The sequence below is a fragment of the Enterococcus innesii genome, assembly GCF_022846515.1.
GTDB lineage: Bacteria > Bacillota > Bacilli > Lactobacillales > Enterococcaceae > Enterococcus_D > Enterococcus_D innesii.
In genome coordinates this window covers 1,267,514-1,282,773 of record NZ_AP025635.1, presented here as the reverse complement: position 1 = coordinate 1,282,773, position 15,260 = coordinate 1,267,514, and the positions used below count along the sequence as shown (strand labels likewise).

Here is a 15,260-nt window from a genome sequence, read left to right as displayed (position 1 = left end):
AGATGGTTTAATTATAACACAACCTTGTGAATTTACAAAATAGTAAAATGATGATTTTTTTAGATAAACCTTGTTAAAATAATGTTGACAGCGCTTTATATTTATAGTAACTTTACGGTGTAAACATTATTCGACGATAGTCTAACGATTATGTTTATTGATAACTGGATGTCATTTTAATTTTTAGTTAAATTAAAAGGAGTGTAAAAAATGAAAGTAAGTAAATCAATTGTTTTAGTAGGGACAAGCTTATTATGTACAGTGTTGTTAGCTGCTTGTGGCGGAAGTGGTAGCTCAAGTAATAATTCAGAAATTTTGCTTTGGTCTTCGACGACAGGACCGGACGGTGAAAAAATCAAAAAAACAATTGATCAATACAATGAAACAGACCCAGACTTTAAAGTGAAGCTAGTAAGCATGCAAGGTGACACCTTTACTTCAAAGTTGACGACTGCGGGGAAATCGGGGAAAGGTGTCCCTGATTTGGCTTTGATCGCCTCAGAAGCTTTGCCTACGTATAAACACCAAGACATGCTTGAAACTTGGGATGACATGATCGATGGGACAGAATTGGCACGGGAAAACTACGTAGAAGCTGCTTGGGACACTGGTGTAGTGGATGATAGTCAATATGGGATTCCGGCAACCATGGGTTCGTGGGTGATGTATTACAACCAAGATTTGGTGGATAAATATGTTCCAGGAGCGTTGGATGATGGCGTAGTGACGTACGAAGAAATCAGACAAGCTGGGGAAAAAGCAAAAGCAGATGGTATCTATAGTTTTGGCTATACATGGGGCATGCAGAATTATTCGAATCTCTACCAACAAATGGGTGGGGAATGGCAAGATGCACAAGGAAACATCAATATCGATAATGAGTTTTCTTACAATGCCGTTCAAGAGTTTAAGGATCTATACGATGCCGGCTACATGGTCCCAGATGGTGAAGATGCAAATAAACTTTTTGCAAACCAGCAGCTGATTTTTCTTCCAGAAGGAACATGGATGCTAAGTAATATGGAAGAAATCAGTGACTTCACTTGGGGTCAAACATTTACTCCTCAATGGAATGCGGAACATATCATTCAGGGTTCAGGCGTCGATCAGTTTGCGATGTTCAAAACGAACGAGGAACGTTCCGATGAAAAGAAAAGTGGCATGGTCGACTTTCTGACTTGGTTACAAGCAAACCAATTAGAGTGGGTCAAATCAGGTGCAAATCCTACTTCCTTAGCAATGCTAGACAATGAAGAATATGTTGAGATGCCACAATCCTTCTTATTGAAGACAGAAAAAGGACAAGCGGCAATTTCTGTTAACGCAGTTGATGGCTTATCGTATATCTTTGGTGAATATGATAATCGTTCATGGGACATGATCACAGGAAAAGCAGATATTCAAACGACTTTTGGTGAGATCCAAAAAGTTGTAGAAGAAAAGATGAAATAATCTTCTCACTTGGAGGCTGTGGCAGAAGGAAGAGCGACCATAAAAAGAATTCAGTCCATTTTTTGATAAGGTAGGAATTCTGATGGGGAGGTTTAAAGGGCTGTCACAGTCGTTTCTTGTTGAGAGCTGCACTAGAAATACAAGGAAGGATGGGTATTGATGAAAAAAAGGTTAAATGGCTGGCCGATCGTTTTTATTGGTCCGCATATGCTCCTTTTTCTTTTATTCTTTTTAGTTCCTGCAGTGATTGGGATCTATGTTTCTTTTACTGAATGGGATCTGTTCAGTACACCGATTTTTGTCGGATTTGATAATTTTCAAACGATTTTGTTTGATCAAGACTCGTTGTATCATACGCAATTTTTTAATGGAATGAAAAATACGCTGTTTTTTGCGGCAATCTCCGTTCCATTATGTATTGTGATTCCCTTGTTGCTAGCGGTTGCATTGTCTGCTAAACCAAAAATGATGCGTTTTTTTCAATCGATTCTCTATCTGCCAACACTGTTTGCAATCTCTGCCGTCATGATTATTTGGGGGTTCCTTTTGAGCAAATCTTTTGGGCCAATCAAAGAAGTATTCGGTATCGACATCAATTTTGTAGGCACGCAACCATGGGCATGGATCGCTATTTTGATCGTGACGATTTGGTGGACATTAGGTGGGAATCTAATTATTTATGTTGCTGCATTAAATGGCGTCTCCAAAGAGCAGTTAGAAGCAGCAGAATTAGATGGTGCAAATAGTATCACGAAATTTTTCCGTATTTCTTTGCCGAGTATTCGCAACCAGCTTGTTTTTACCACGGTCATGACGACCATCGCTCAGTTTAATATTTATGGTCAGCCACTAATGTTGACGGGTGGCGGCCCCAACAATTCTACTCGCGTGTTGATGATGTACATCCAAGAAAATGCTTTTGGTAGTAGTACCTCGGTTGCAGGAATTTCTTCAGCGATGGCTATTTTACTAGGTTTTGTAATCATGGCAGTTTCGATTGTGCAATTTATGGTCATCAAAAAAATGGAAAGATAGGAGGGAAGAAGATGCGAGAAAACAAACTAGGGAAAAGAATTGCCTTTATTTTGCTAGCGATCGTCTGTGTGATTTGGATCTTTCCTTTGATATGGGCAATTTTTACCTCGTTTAAATCGGAGGCAGAGATTCAAAAGGTTGGGTTCAGTTTGATTCCGCAAGATTGGACACTGGCTAACTTTTTGGGCTTGTTACAAGGCAATGATTCTTCTCCTGTGTTCCGTTGGTTTGTGAATTCAATGATTATTTCAACTTCACATACGCTGTTGGTTATGGTGATCGTCTCGTTTGCAGCCTATGGCTATACACGACTCACCTTTAAGGGGAGAGATTTGATTTTTGCCCTATTGTTAGGAACGATGATGTTTCCGGGGGTGGTTAATTTGATCCCGAATTTCAAAATCGTTGATACGTTAGGTTGGACCAATACATTTCTAGCTGTCATCGTTCCTGGGGCTGCAGGTGTTTATAACATTTTCCTCGTTCGGCAGTTCATTTTAGGGATTCCTAAAGAATTGGATGAATCGGCTGTGATCGATGGGGCCAACGAGTTTCAAATCTTTTATCATATCATTTTACCGTTGATCAAACCTGTATTGACGGTGGTTGCGTTATTTAGTTTTACTGGCTCATGGAATGACTTCTTGTGGCCATCGATCGTGATAAACGATATTGATAAATTGCCGATTACACCGGGGCTGCAATTGCTACAAGGGCAATACATGACCTATCCGGGAATTGGAACTGCTGGAGCAATCTTGGCTTTGATCCCTACCTTTTTATTGTATTTGGTGGCGCAAAAGAGTTTTATGGCGTCAATGTCGTTGCAAAGTGGCATAAAATAATTTGTTTTTGGAGGAAATATGAGTAGAGAAGAATATCCGAGACCGCAATTTGAGAGAGAGAATTGGTTAAGCTTAAATGGTGAATGGCAATTTGCCTTTGATGACCAAAATCTTGGTTTAAAAGAAAAGTGGTACACAAACGAAGCAAACTATCCGTACAAGATCAATGTTCCCTTTGTCTATCAAAGTGCATTGAGCGGCATTGATCATCGAGAAGTGCACGACGTTGTATGGTATTATCGGACCTTCAATGTGCAAGTCCCTGAAAAAAGTCGTGTCCTTTTGCATTTTGGGGCGGTGGACTATGAAGCAGATGTGTTTGTCAATGGCAATCATGTGAAAAATCATTGCGGAGGGCATACCTCTTTTGATATAGACATCACGGATGCTTTAGTATCTGGACAAGAGCAAATACTAAGTGTGCGAGCATTTGACCCGCATTTTGATGAAAGCATTCCACGGGGGAAACAATTTTGGGAAGAAGAATCAGCAGGAATCTGGTACACAAACTCAACAGGGATCTGGCAGCCAGTCTGGCTTGAAGTAGTTGCCGAAACCCATCTGAAACAGGTGAAATTTACGAGTGATTTTGATGCTGGCGCCGTGAAGATCGATGTAGAACTGAACCAGTTACAGCCGCAAGTAGTCTTAGAATATCAAATCTATTATAAAGGTGCTTTAGTTACCAGCGGAAAGGCAGACTTTATCACTGCTAAGTTGAGTTTTGCAGTTGATATTTTCCAGCAAGAAATTTTTCGGACGAATTTTCACCACGAAGGCTGGTCTTGGACACCTGAAAAGCCGCAATTATTTGATGTTGAATTGACGCTTAGAGAAGCAGGGAATGCCATCGATCAGCTAAAAAGTTATTTTGGTATGCGTAAAATACATACAGAAAACGGTATGATTTACTTAAATAACAAGCCTTACTACCAGAAGTTGGTTCTCGATCAAGGCTATTGGCCGAGCAGCTTGTTAACTGCACCAACAGATGAGGACTTTAAACAAGACATTTTATTGGCCAAAGAAATGGGGTTCAATGGTTGCCGGAAACACCAAAAAACAGAAGACCCACGCTTTTTATACTGGGCAGATAAATTAGGATTTCTTGCTTGGGGAGAGTGTGCGGCGCCGGCAATCTATACCGATCGTTCGGTAACGCGCTTGATGCAAGAGTGGGCAGAAATCATTACTCGAGATTATAGTCACCCTTCGATCGTTACTTGGGTCCCAATCAACGAGAGCTGGGGTGTGCCAAAAATCTCATTTGATCGTCAGCAACAGCATTTTTCTCAAGCGATGTATCACTTTATCCATTCGCTAGACCAGCAACGGTTGGTTATTTCAAATGATGGTTGGGCGATGACGGAGACAGATATTTGTGCGATTCATAATTATGCGCATGGGCAAGAATCTGAGCGGCAAAAATATCTATACTTCAAAGACAGTCTCAGCACGAGAGAAAAATTGGTGAATCGAGTATCGACCCCATGGCCGATTTTCGCTGGAGGATTTTCTTATCAGGATCAGCCTATTTTATTGACTGAGTTTGGCGGTATTGGCTTCGATGTTTCGGGGCAACCCGGTTGGGGCTATACCTCAGTGGAAAATCAACAAGATTTCTTGAAGGATTATCAGCGAATCATGACAGCTGTTTATGATTCTGTCGGACTCTGGGGCTATTGCTACACTCAGTTGACAGATGTTGAACAAGAAATCAATGGATTACTGACCTATGACCGCCAACCAAAAGTTGATTTGGCAGCGATTAAAGAGATCAATGAGCAGTTTCATCCACCACAGATAGAATAAAATGATTGGTAAGGAAAGGGGCGATGTCCGATGGGGAAATCAGCAGCTTGGCTCAGTGGAGTAAGTATCTTGATTGCTGCGCTTATGATAACCGGTTGTAGCACTGGAACTGATCCAGGGGAAGAAGTGTCCGATTTTACTTCAATTATCGATAATAATGGGGCAGATCCTTGGATCTTGCAAACGGAAGCGTTCTTTTATTATACCAAAACGACTGGGAATAATTTAACGCTCTGGCGTGCTGAAAACCTCTCTCACGTTGCTGCTGGGGAAAAAAAGATCATCTGGGAAATGCCAGCAGAATTTGAAAGTATCTGGGCACCTGAGCTTCATTACTTAGATGATCGCTGGGTGATGTATTTCGCGGCTAATCGCCCTTCAGAAACACATCGTATGTACGCATTAGTCAATCATCAGAAAGATCCTTACATGGGTGAGTGGCAATTGGAAGAGATCAAAGGGATGGATGATAAATTTGCGATTGATGGAACAGTCTTAGAGATCAATGACAAACGCTATTTCCTTTGGTCGGGCTGGGAAGGGTATGAAAATGTTGCGCAAAATCTTTATTTAGCGGAAATGGCCTCCCCTACGGAAGTGATTGGGGAGAAACGGCTGATCTCAGAACCAGAATATGAATGGGAAATGCGGCAAACACCATTGATCAATGAAGCCCCTCAAGTGATGATCAAAGACGAAACAGTCAATTTGGTATACTCTGCCAGTGGAAGCTGGGACAATGATTACGCTTTTGGTCTTATGACCTTAGATGTGGCTGATGATCCGCTAGAAAGAGCGAACTGGCAAAAGGAACCAGCGCCGATTTTCCAACAGACAAACACTGTCTATGGACCTGGTCATAATGGATTTGCCAAATCAAAAGACGGTTCTGAAGACTGGCTGATTTATCATGCTGCTCGGTGGGATCATTCGGGCTGGAACCGTTCGATCCGCTTACAAAAGTTTGGTTGGGATCAAGAGGATAAAATTCTGCTGGAAGCTCCTTTGGATGAATGGCATGTTCAAGCGTTGCCAAAAGCTGAGCCGAATCGACTGCGATTAACTGCTAGCCGTGCTTTGCTGGAAGGCGATTTAGTGCTTGTCGAAGATGAGGCAGCACTCTCGAAAAAAGTCGTCCAAGGCTTTGAATCAACGACTGACAAAATTATCTTTACCCCGCAGATTGAAGAAGCAGACGAATTTCTAGTGATTGCCTATGTCAAAACCACTGATTACCTCTCCTTAAATGACCCAATTCAGGTCAGGATTGAAACGAAACAAGCAAGCCACGTGGTGGATGTCTATCCTTCCGAATATTATCAACCGCTACAAGTCCGCATGAAGTTATCGAAAGGGGCGCAGGAAATCACCCTTTCGTCTGAGATTGGGGTGGATACGCTAAGTATTGATCGTTTAGAACTCGTCAAATTCAAATAAAAAATAGTGAGGAAGTTTTCCAATCCAAGCGATGGGTAATGATCGTTTGACTCCTGCTACTTTGTCTTTAGACAATGTGGCAGGATTTTTTCGTCCTCGAAAATTCCCAACTCCTACCGCCATAGCCTAAAATTCCATGTATAATAAAGAAAACAACCGTTTTATTTGGCGGAGAGAAAAGAAAAAGCAAAAGAGGTGCAAACTATGAGGATGAATCAAGAAAAGCTGACTTCATCAAATGGGAAGGATCAGCTTTTTGTCAAAACGTGGCTGCCAGAAGAACAGCCAAAAGCAGTCGTGCAAATCGTCCACGGAATGATCGAACACATTGAACGTTACCACGAGTTTGCGGAATGTTTAACTGCGCAAGGCTATGCGGTGGTCGGTCATGATCACTTAGGGCATGGGCAATCCGTGAAAGAAACACAGGCCTATGGTCATTTTGGTGAAAAAGAGGGCGCCAAATATTTAGTGGCAGATGTGGGAGTGGTCCATCAGTACGCCGCTGCTTGCTATCCAGACCGACCATACTTTATCTTAGGTCACAGTATGGGGTCGCTGGTTTTGCGGAATTATTTGTTTAGTCAGCCATATCCATTGACAGGAGCGATCATCATGGGCACCACGATGGAAAAAGCTGTGCTGATGCAAGGAGGCAAACTTGTCACGAACTTGTTGCGGCCCTTTGCCGCTCAGCAATGGCCTTATCACGTAATGGAACAGCTAGTTTTTGGTCAGCACAACCGGCGTTTTCGTCCCAATCGAACCGCCAAGGACTGGTTGACCAGTGATCCGCAGCAAGTGGATCGCTATTTGAAGGACCCTTACACCCAATTTCATTTTTCCTTAGCAGCTTACAAGGATCTCTTTACATTGACACAAGCTGCCAGTGATCCGGACCAACTACGCAAGATTGATCCAGAATTGCCGCTGCTGCTGATTTCAGGTGGAGACGATCCTGTGGGGCACTATGGCAAAAGCGTCCGCCAATTGGCTCAGCAACTGAAGCAAAATGCTGACGTGACGATGTATTTGCTCGAACATGGCCGTCATGAGATTTTGAATGAGCGCAACCGCGAGATCGTTTACAATGAAATTTCTCGCTGGCTGTATGAAAAAATGCCGAAATGACGAACGTTAAGAAATTGGTAGTCTTTTCTGAAAATTCAAAATTATTTTCTCTTTTAAGGCTTTTTTCATTTTCGGCTATCTGTTATAATGATTTTCACATCTAACATAAAGGAGAGATTTTTTGTATGACAGTTTATAACTTTTCAGCTGGTCCTGCCGTATTGCCCCGTCCCGTATTGGAGAAAGCACAATCCGAACTTTTGAATTACCGCGGAAGTGGGATGTCCGTTATGGAGCTGAGTCATCGATCCTCCTTGTTTGAAGCGATCATTAAAGATGCAGAAGCACTTTTACGAAAATTAATGGGAATTCCTGAAAACTATCAGGTACTGTTTTTACAAGGCGGCGCGAGTCTCCAATTCAGTATGATCCCTTTGAATCTTGCACAAAACAAAAAAGCCTTATACGTAAATACCGGTTCTTGGTCGAAGAAAGCTATTGAAGCAGCAAAAGCGCTTGGAAACGTGACGGTGGAAGTCGTTGCCTCTAGTGAGGATCAAAACTTTACCTATATTCCAGAAATTTCAGAAGATGCGATCGATCAAGAAGCGGCTTATTTGCATATCACCACGAACAATACCATTGAAGGGACGGCCTTTCAAACGATTCCGCAGGCTGGCAATGTGCCGATCGTAGCAGACATGTCCTCAAATATTTTAGCTAATGACTATCGTGTAGAAGACTTCGGTGTGATTTATGCTGGGGCCCAAAAGAATATTGGCCCTGCAGGGTTGACGGTAGTGATCATCCGAGAAGATTTACTCAATGATGATGCTGTTTTCGCTCCAATGCTGGATTATCGTCTACAGGCTAAAAATGACTCATTGTACAATACACCACCAACGTATGCTATCTATATTGCTAAATTGGTGTTTGAATGGTTGGAAGAATTAGGCGGCATTCCTGCAATTTTAGAACAAGACCGCCAAAAAGCGGCGCTTTTATACGAAACGATCGAAGCCTCTGCTCTTTACAGTAGTCCTGTGGCTGTTGACAGCCGTTCATTAACGAATATTCCTTTTGTAACAGGGGATAAAGCATTAGATCAGCGCTTCAATGAAGAAGCTGTTAAAGCTGGCTTTGAGAACTTGAAGGGGCATCGTTCCGTCGGAGGAATGCGAGCAAGCTTGTACAATGCCTTTCCATTAGCTGGCGTTCAAGCGTTAGTCGACTTTATGAAATCATTTGAAGCGGAGGTCAAATAAATGTTCCAAATCAAAACATTCAATGCGATCGCACCAGAAGGATTACAGCGTTTAGAAAAAGAAAAGTATGCCATCAACGAAAGCGACCAACCGCAAGGGATTTTGCTGCGCAGCCAGAAATTGCACGATTACGCTTTTCCTGAAAGTGTCTTAGGTATTGCCCGTGCAGGGGCTGGGACCAACAACATTCCCGTCAAAGCATGTACTGAAAAAGGGATCGTCGTCTTTAATACGCCAGGTGCCAATGCCAATGCGGTCAAAGAATTAGTGATCGCTAGTCTGCTCTTAAGTGTCCGTCCGATTTTACGAGGTGCCCAATGGGTGCAAACCTTGAGCGGTGATAATGTGGAAGAACAAGCAGAAGCGCAAAAAAGTCAATTTGCTGGAACAGAGTTAGAAGGCAAAAAGTTAGGAATCATCGGCCTTGGTTCTATTGGAGCGATGGTCGCCAACGATGCTTATCGTCTAGGGATGGAAGTAGTCGGTTATGATCCTTACGTGTCAGTGGATACTGCTTGGACGATCTCTCGTCGGGTCAAGCGTGCCAATGATATTGCGGAAGTCTTTTCAACCTGTGATTTTATTACGGTTCATGTGCCGCTAATGGAAAACACGCATCATCTCGTCGGGGAAGCCGAACTTGCGAAAATGAAACCAACAACGAAGCTATTCAACTTTTCTCGTAAAGAAATCGTCGATACAGATGCCGTTTTACGTGCGTTAAAAGCTGACCGTCTAGCGGGCTATACGACTGATTTTGCGGATGAACAATTGCTGCACAATGAAAAAGTCCTCGTCTTGCCGCATTTAGGTGCATCAACAGAAGAAGCCGAAGTCAACTGTGCCAAAATGGCAGCCCGAACATTGAAAAAATTCTTGGAATTTGGAACCATCAAGCGCTCAGTGAATTTTCCAACTGTTGAGATGGCTTTTCATTCGCCTTATCGTCTGACGATCATCAATCGCAATGTACCGAATATGTTAGGTCAGATTTCATCGATCATTGCGGAATCTGGAATCAATATCGACAATATGTTGAATCGTGGACGGGAAGACTTTGCTTACACCCTAGCCGATGTCGCTTCTGAAGATGAAGCCTTATTGAATCAATTAGCCGATAAACTGCGGGAGAACGAAAACATCGTTCGTGTACGGGTCATTAAGAATCAGGAGGTTGGGTATTAATGGTTCAAGTATTTCCGTTTAAAGCCATTCGTCCAGAAGCCTCATTGGCAGAAAAAGTGGCCGAGCTACCGTATGACGTGGTCAATTCACAAGAAGCCGCAGCGTTTGCGCAAGGTAATCCTTACAGCTATTTCCACATCGACCGTTCGGAGATCGACTTGCCAGGAATCGATCCTTATGATCCACAGGTGTATCAAAAAGCGGCGGAAAATCTTGCATCTTTTCAAGAAGAAGGCTGGTTGATTCAAGAAACGGCGCCCGCATATTATTTGTATGAATTGACGATGGCTGGTAGAAGCCAAACGGGGCTTGTCGCCTGTACCTCGATCGATGATTATGTCGCTGGGAAAATCAAGAAACACGAGTTTACCCGTCCAGAAAAAGAAATCGATCGGATCAATCATATTCTGGCATGTGATGCCAATACAAGTCCGATTTTCTTGAGCTATCGGCAACCAGCAGCAGTCAAAGAAGCGATCGATGCGTGGCAAGCAGAGCATGCACCAATCTATGATTTTGTCAGCTATCATGAGGTGCAACATCGTGTTTGGCTGATCGATGATCCAGCGCTAGTCGCCTCTTTTGCCCAGCAGTTTCAAGCTGTAGATGCCCTTTATATTGCGGATGGGCATCACCGCACAGAGTCAGCAGTCAAAGTCGGCTTGCAAAAGCGAGCTGATGGCCAAAGCAGTCAAGAAAGCGACCGCTTTTTAGCGATCTTATTCCCAGAAAATGAATTGGCGATTTGGGAATACAATCGGGTTTTGCGGGTACCAGTGCCAGATACCTTTTTTGAGCAGGCAGCCCAACATTTTACGATTCGAGAAACTACAAGGAAGAAACCAGCGCAACGTGGTTCGATTCATCTGTACCTAAACCATGCGTGGTGGGAGTTGACCATCAAACCGGAAGCTGTGCCGCAAGATGCGGTAGGACAGCTGGATGTGTCGCTTTTACAACAATACGTGCTGGCTGATATTTTCGCGATCCAAGATGTGCGGACAGACAAACGCATTGATTTTGTCGGCGGAATTCGTGGTCCAGAAGAATTGGAACGTTTGGTAGATAGCGGAGAATGGACATTGGCCTTTTCCATGTATCCAACGCAAATGGCCGATCTTTTGGCAGTCGCCGATGCGGGAGAAATTATGCCGCCAAAATCAACTTGGTTTGAACCAAAACTGTTGAGCGGTCTGTTTTTACATGATTTAGAAACGAATTAACCAAAAAAAGCTTACGAGGCAGCCTCGTAAGCTTTTTTTTCGCTATTAGAAGTTGCCGAGTGTTTCGATGATCAAGCGGACATTCAAGACCGTCAATGCAATGGCACAGATCCAGCCTAAGGTAGAGACCCATAGCGGATTCTTGAAACGTTCCCCCATGATTTTTTTTGAGCTGGTAAAAAGAACCAACGGAATCATCGAAACGGGTAAGGCGATGCTTAAAAAGACTTGCGAATAGATCAGCAGATCGTCCAGAGCTTGTTCGTTGCCGCCAAAGTAAATTGTACAAAGCAAGACGGGGATCACCGATAAGCCACGGGTGATCAGACGTCGCGCCCAAGTAGGGATCTTCATATGGATAAATCCTTCCATCACGACTTGCCCCGTCAGTGTCCCAGTGATCGTTGAATTTTGACCAGATGCCAAGAGCGCCACGGCAAACAGAACGCTCAAGACTGGACTGGCGACAGCACCAGCAATGGAGGAATCTTGCAATGCATTGAACAGCGCGGAGAAGGTGCCGACTTCTTCACTATGACCAAAGAACAAGGCGCTTCCTAAGATCAAAAGCAGGCAATTGACCAAAAACGCAGCGGATAATTGGATATTGGAATCCCAAGTAGCGAACCGCACGGCCGTTGCCACTTCTTGGGTATCGCTGCGATCGATTTTTCGTGACTGGGAGATCGAAGAATGCAGATAGAGATTATGTGGCATCACAGTCGCACCAACGATCCCCAACGCCATTGTCAGCTGCCCATGGTTCAAGACTTGTTTTTGCGGAATAAAGCCTTGCAAGACAGCCGGTAGATCCGGTTGAGCAATAATGACTTCGTAACAAAAGACTAGCATAATGACCAAAATCAGTGTCATGACGATCGCTTCGATTTTACGGAAACCTAGTTTCATTAAAAAGAGCAGAAGCAATACATCGAAAATCGTTAAGATGACCCCAACTAATAACGGTAAGCCGAATAGTAGATTGAGAGCGATCGTTCCTCCGATCACTTCCGCGATATCCGTTGCCATGATAGCCAATTCGGTGACGATCCACAAGACAAAGCCTAAACCTTTGCTGGTGTGTTTACGAGTTGCTTGCGCAAGGTCCATCTGGGTCACGATCCCTAGCTTGGCTGCCATGTATTGCAGTAGCATAGCGATCAAACTGGAAATCAAGATCACAGAAAGTAAGAGATAGCCATATTCAGCACCGCCTCCGATCGAGGTGATCCAGTTTCCTGGGTCCATATAGCCCACGGCTACCAATGCCCCAGGACCAGAGAACGCTAAGAGATTGCGCCAAAAGCTGCCGTTTTTTGGGATGGCAACTGTATTATTTATTTCTTCCAAGCTAGGACCGTTGGCCGCTTGGATCAATTTTTTTTCTTCATTCATCGTTTCACGTCCTATCTTTTTAGGTATACCTAAAAACAAATCTATTGTATTCCTCATTTATGAATTTTTCAAGAGAAACCTTTTGGAAGTCAGAAGGAAGGACAAAAAAACAGCAGCCAAGGGGATGGCTGCTGCCTGTTAGGTTTTCTTATAAAATTAGTCGGCGCGTAAAGCGATCGCTGCATCTTTCTTCGCTGCCATTCGAGCTGGAATGTGGCCGCCAATCATCGTTAGGACGGTGCTGACGGCAATCAAGATCAGGCCGTGGACCGGATTTAATTGAGCAACATTTTCGAGATCAGTCATGCTATATAAGATCGCGTTGATCGGGAATGTAGCTAACCAAGCAATTAGGACACCTAAAGCCCCTGAAGCGATCCCTAAAATACAGGTTTCGGCATCAAAGACGCGGGTGATGTCTTTTTTACGAGCACCTAATGCTTTTAAGACCCCAATTTCTTTCGTACGTTCTAGTACAGAGGTATAAGTGATGATACCGATCATAATCATGCTGGTTACCAAGGAGATGCCTGCAAAAGCGATCAAGACATAGGTGATCGCATCCATCAAGCCACCAGTCAATTGAGTCATCGTACCGGCTAAATCGGAATAAACGATTTGGTCTTCTTTGTCTTTGCCTTTGTTGAAGTCATCCAAGTAATCAAGGATTTTTTCTTTGGCACTGAAATCATTCGGATAGATCATAATGCTGTTTGGTAAATCACTACCGCCAAGATAAGCGATCAATGAATCTTTGGCACTTTCGTCAACGGGTTCATTCGTCATCACGTTGGTGTCGCTATCTTTTTGTGCTTGGACGATCGCTGAGTCTTGGTTTTCTTTGATGACTTCTTGCGCGAGGGCATCACTGTAGGCAATGCCGGTTGAAAGCAAGTTCATCGTAGAGTTTTGCTTGATACGTAAGATTCCACTGATCGTTAATTCTTTGTTGTTGCTGTTATCGAAAACTTCATTTAAATCTTGGTTTGGAATGAAGTTTCCAGTCGGCAATTCGGTGTAAAAGGCATCATTAGACGCCAATGTGATTTTTGTTCCTACGATATCGTCGAAGGAAACCGTGTCGCCATCTTCAATATCAAAACCGAGATTGATCAATGCATTGACATTCGTTACGTTGTTTTCATCGACGATCAAAACGACATCTGTGCTGGCACTTGGGTAGCTGCCTTCTAAAAGGTCATAGTTGTCTTTTAAGAAATTGCCGTTATCCTCTGATAACTGCTCAGGGAAAGTCGAAACCCCAATACCGGTTGAGGCACTCATGGCAGACATCATGGCATTGGTCTGTTCATTGTCAGGCGACGCGTTGGAGAAGCTGACTTGTTCCACATTGTCATCGATCTTGCGGAAAAGATTCAATGAAGTGGAACGAGTGTAGCCGATATTGTTGCTTAATTCAGGATCAATGTCGTTGATGTAATCGAGAAACTCTTGATCGATTTTGTTGATATGAGTTGCACGATCCGTATCACTTAATTTGGCAGTGACCTCTTTATCTGAAGGGAAATCTTCCGATTTATCCCGCGTACCCATCGCTGATGGATCTTGTTCAGTGGCCACTTGTGAGATCGTGATCGGAAAACGAGCTAATGTTTCTGACTGGGTATTGTCGATTTGTTTTTGGAATCCCGTTGACAGTGACAAAACAATGGCGATTCCGATGATTCCGATACTAGAAGCAAAGGCTGTCAAGAAGGTGCGCCCTTTTTTGGTGCGGATATTGTTAAACGACAAACGTAAGGCCGTCATGAAACTCATTTTTGTGTGCTTTAATTCGAATTGGTCTTTCTTTTGTCCTTCGACATGGGGGTTCGAATCTTTAATGATTCGTCCGTCTTTGAATTCAATGATCCGTCCAGCGTATTTGTGGGCCAATTCAGGATTATGGGTAACCATGATGACCAATTTTTCTTTTGATAGTTCTTGGATCAGTTCCATGATTTGGACACTTGTCTCTGAATCCAAGGCACCTGTAGGTTCATCACAAAGGAGGATATCAGGATCATTTGCTAAGGCACGAGCGATCGCTACCCGCTGCATTTGACCACCAGAAAGCTGATTTGGTTTTTTGTGCATATGCTCAGCTAAGCCCACACGCGTCAAAGCATCGGTTGCTTTTGCGCGTTTTTCTTCTTTTGACACACCGCTCAAGGTCATCCCAAGCTCGACGTTGTCGATGATGCCTAAATGACTGATCAAATTGTAGCTTTGGAAGACAAAGCCAATCGAATTGTTCCGATAGGCATCCCAGTCGCGGTCTTTAAAGGATTTGGTTGATTTGCCATTAATGATCATATCACCAGAATCGTAATTATCTAAGCCGCCGATCACGTTCAACATGGTTGTTTTCCCAGAGCCGCTTGGCCCTAAAATGGCAACAAAATCTTGTTTACGAAAGGCGACGGTGACGCCGTCGAGGGCTTTCGTAGTACTGGAGCCAACTGTATAATACTTCTTGATATCTTTTAATTCTAACATGGGGTCACTCTTTTCTTGCCGTTTTCACGATTATTTTCATT

Annotated in this window: 11 protein-coding genes; 9 read left to right on the top strand and 2 right to left on the bottom strand. The window is 43.4% G+C overall.

Annotated features, from left to right (window positions below; translation table 11 throughout):
• Positions 1–210: 210 nt before the first annotated feature.
• From ENLAB_RS05845 to ENLAB_RS05805, 9 genes are all read left to right on the top strand, one after another.
• Entirely contained in the window at positions 211–1,452 is a 1,242-nt protein-coding gene (locus ENLAB_RS05845; protein WP_086337881.1) for an extracellular solute-binding protein, read from the top strand.
• Between the two features lie 159 nt (positions 1,453–1,611).
• On the top strand, positions 1,612–2,487 hold the full coding sequence (locus ENLAB_RS05840) for a carbohydrate ABC transporter permease (RefSeq protein ID WP_016612866.1): 876 nt from the start codon (positions 1,612–1,614) through the stop codon (positions 2,485–2,487).
• A gap of 11 nt (positions 2,488–2,498) precedes the next feature.
• Positions 2,499–3,332: a carbohydrate ABC transporter permease gene (locus ENLAB_RS05835; RefSeq protein ID WP_081117855.1), complete on the top strand. Its 834-nt coding sequence runs from the start codon at positions 2,499–2,501 to the stop codon at positions 3,330–3,332.
• Between the two features lie 18 nt (positions 3,333–3,350).
• Positions 3,351–5,144 (top strand): glycoside hydrolase family 2 protein, encoded by a 1,794-nt coding sequence (locus ENLAB_RS05830; protein ID WP_244353090.1) that lies wholly within the window; start codon positions 3,351–3,353, stop codon positions 5,142–5,144.
• 30 nt (positions 5,145–5,174) lie between these two features.
• Positions 5,175–6,581: a glycoside hydrolase family 43 protein gene (locus tag ENLAB_RS05825; protein WP_244353089.1), complete on the top strand. Its 1,407-nt coding sequence runs from the start codon at positions 5,175–5,177 to the stop codon at positions 6,579–6,581.
• 204 nt (positions 6,582–6,785) lie between these two features.
• Complete coding sequence (locus ENLAB_RS05820) at positions 6,786–7,712, top strand: alpha/beta fold hydrolase (RefSeq protein ID WP_096741683.1); 927 nt, start codon at positions 6,786–6,788, stop codon at positions 7,710–7,712.
• 125 nt (positions 7,713–7,837) lie between these two features.
• Complete coding sequence (gene serC / locus ENLAB_RS05815) at positions 7,838–8,917, top strand: 3-phosphoserine/phosphohydroxythreonine transaminase (protein WP_005228215.1); 1,080 nt, start codon at positions 7,838–7,840, stop codon at positions 8,915–8,917.
• A complete protein-coding gene (locus ENLAB_RS05810; protein WP_016609459.1) occupies positions 8,918–10,102 on the top strand; it encodes a phosphoglycerate dehydrogenase in 1,185 nt (394 codons plus the stop codon). It begins immediately after the preceding gene.
• Positions 10,102–11,325, top strand: coding sequence for a DUF1015 domain-containing protein (locus ENLAB_RS05805; RefSeq protein WP_244353087.1), 1,224 nt, complete (start codon positions 10,102–10,104; stop codon positions 11,323–11,325). The genes ENLAB_RS05810 and ENLAB_RS05805 overlap by 1 nt, the downstream gene beginning before the upstream one ends.
• Positions 11,326–11,370: 45 nt before the next feature.
• Here ENLAB_RS05805 and ENLAB_RS05800 read toward each other — a convergent pair whose 3' ends face one another.
• Positions 11,371–12,720 (bottom strand): Nramp family divalent metal transporter, encoded by a 1,350-nt coding sequence (locus ENLAB_RS05800; protein WP_244353085.1) that lies wholly within the window; start codon positions 12,718–12,720, stop codon positions 11,371–11,373.
• 156 nt (positions 12,721–12,876) lie between these two features.
• Positions 12,877–15,219, bottom strand: coding sequence for an ABC transporter ATP-binding protein/permease (locus tag ENLAB_RS05795; protein WP_244353082.1), 2,343 nt, complete (start codon positions 15,217–15,219; stop codon positions 12,877–12,879).
• Positions 15,220–15,260: the final 41 nt, after the last annotated feature.

What these genes read in the sequence shown, in the direction of transcription:
- ENLAB_RS05845 (WP_086337881.1), top strand. Translation starts at nt 211, where the DNA reads ATGAAAGTAAGTAAATCAATTGTTTTAGTAGGGACAAGCTTATTATGT.
- ENLAB_RS05840 (WP_016612866.1), top strand. Translation starts at nt 1,612, where the DNA reads ATGAAAAAAAGGTTAAATGGCTGGCCGATCGTTTTTATTGGTCCGCAT.
- ENLAB_RS05835 (WP_081117855.1), top strand. Translation starts at nt 2,499, where the DNA reads ATGCGAGAAAACAAACTAGGGAAAAGAATTGCCTTTATTTTGCTAGCG.
- ENLAB_RS05830 (WP_244353090.1), top strand. Translation starts at nt 3,351, where the DNA reads ATGAGTAGAGAAGAATATCCGAGACCGCAATTTGAGAGAGAGAATTGG.
- ENLAB_RS05825 (WP_244353089.1), top strand. Translation starts at nt 5,175, where the DNA reads ATGGGGAAATCAGCAGCTTGGCTCAGTGGAGTAAGTATCTTGATTGCT.
- ENLAB_RS05820 (WP_096741683.1), top strand. Translation starts at nt 6,786, where the DNA reads ATGAGGATGAATCAAGAAAAGCTGACTTCATCAAATGGGAAGGATCAG.
- serC (WP_005228215.1), top strand. Translation starts at nt 7,838, where the DNA reads ATGACAGTTTATAACTTTTCAGCTGGTCCTGCCGTATTGCCCCGTCCC.
- ENLAB_RS05810 (WP_016609459.1), top strand. Translation starts at nt 8,918, where the DNA reads ATGTTCCAAATCAAAACATTCAATGCGATCGCACCAGAAGGATTACAG.
- ENLAB_RS05805 (WP_244353087.1), top strand. Translation starts at nt 10,102, where the DNA reads ATGGTTCAAGTATTTCCGTTTAAAGCCATTCGTCCAGAAGCCTCATTG.
- ENLAB_RS05800 (WP_244353085.1), bottom strand. Translation starts at nt 12,720, where the DNA reads ATGAATGAAGAAAAAAAATTGATCCAAGCGGCCAACGGTCCTAGCTTG.
- ENLAB_RS05795 (WP_244353082.1), bottom strand. Translation starts at nt 15,219, where the DNA reads ATGTTAGAATTAAAAGATATCAAGAAGTATTATACAGTTGGCTCCAGT.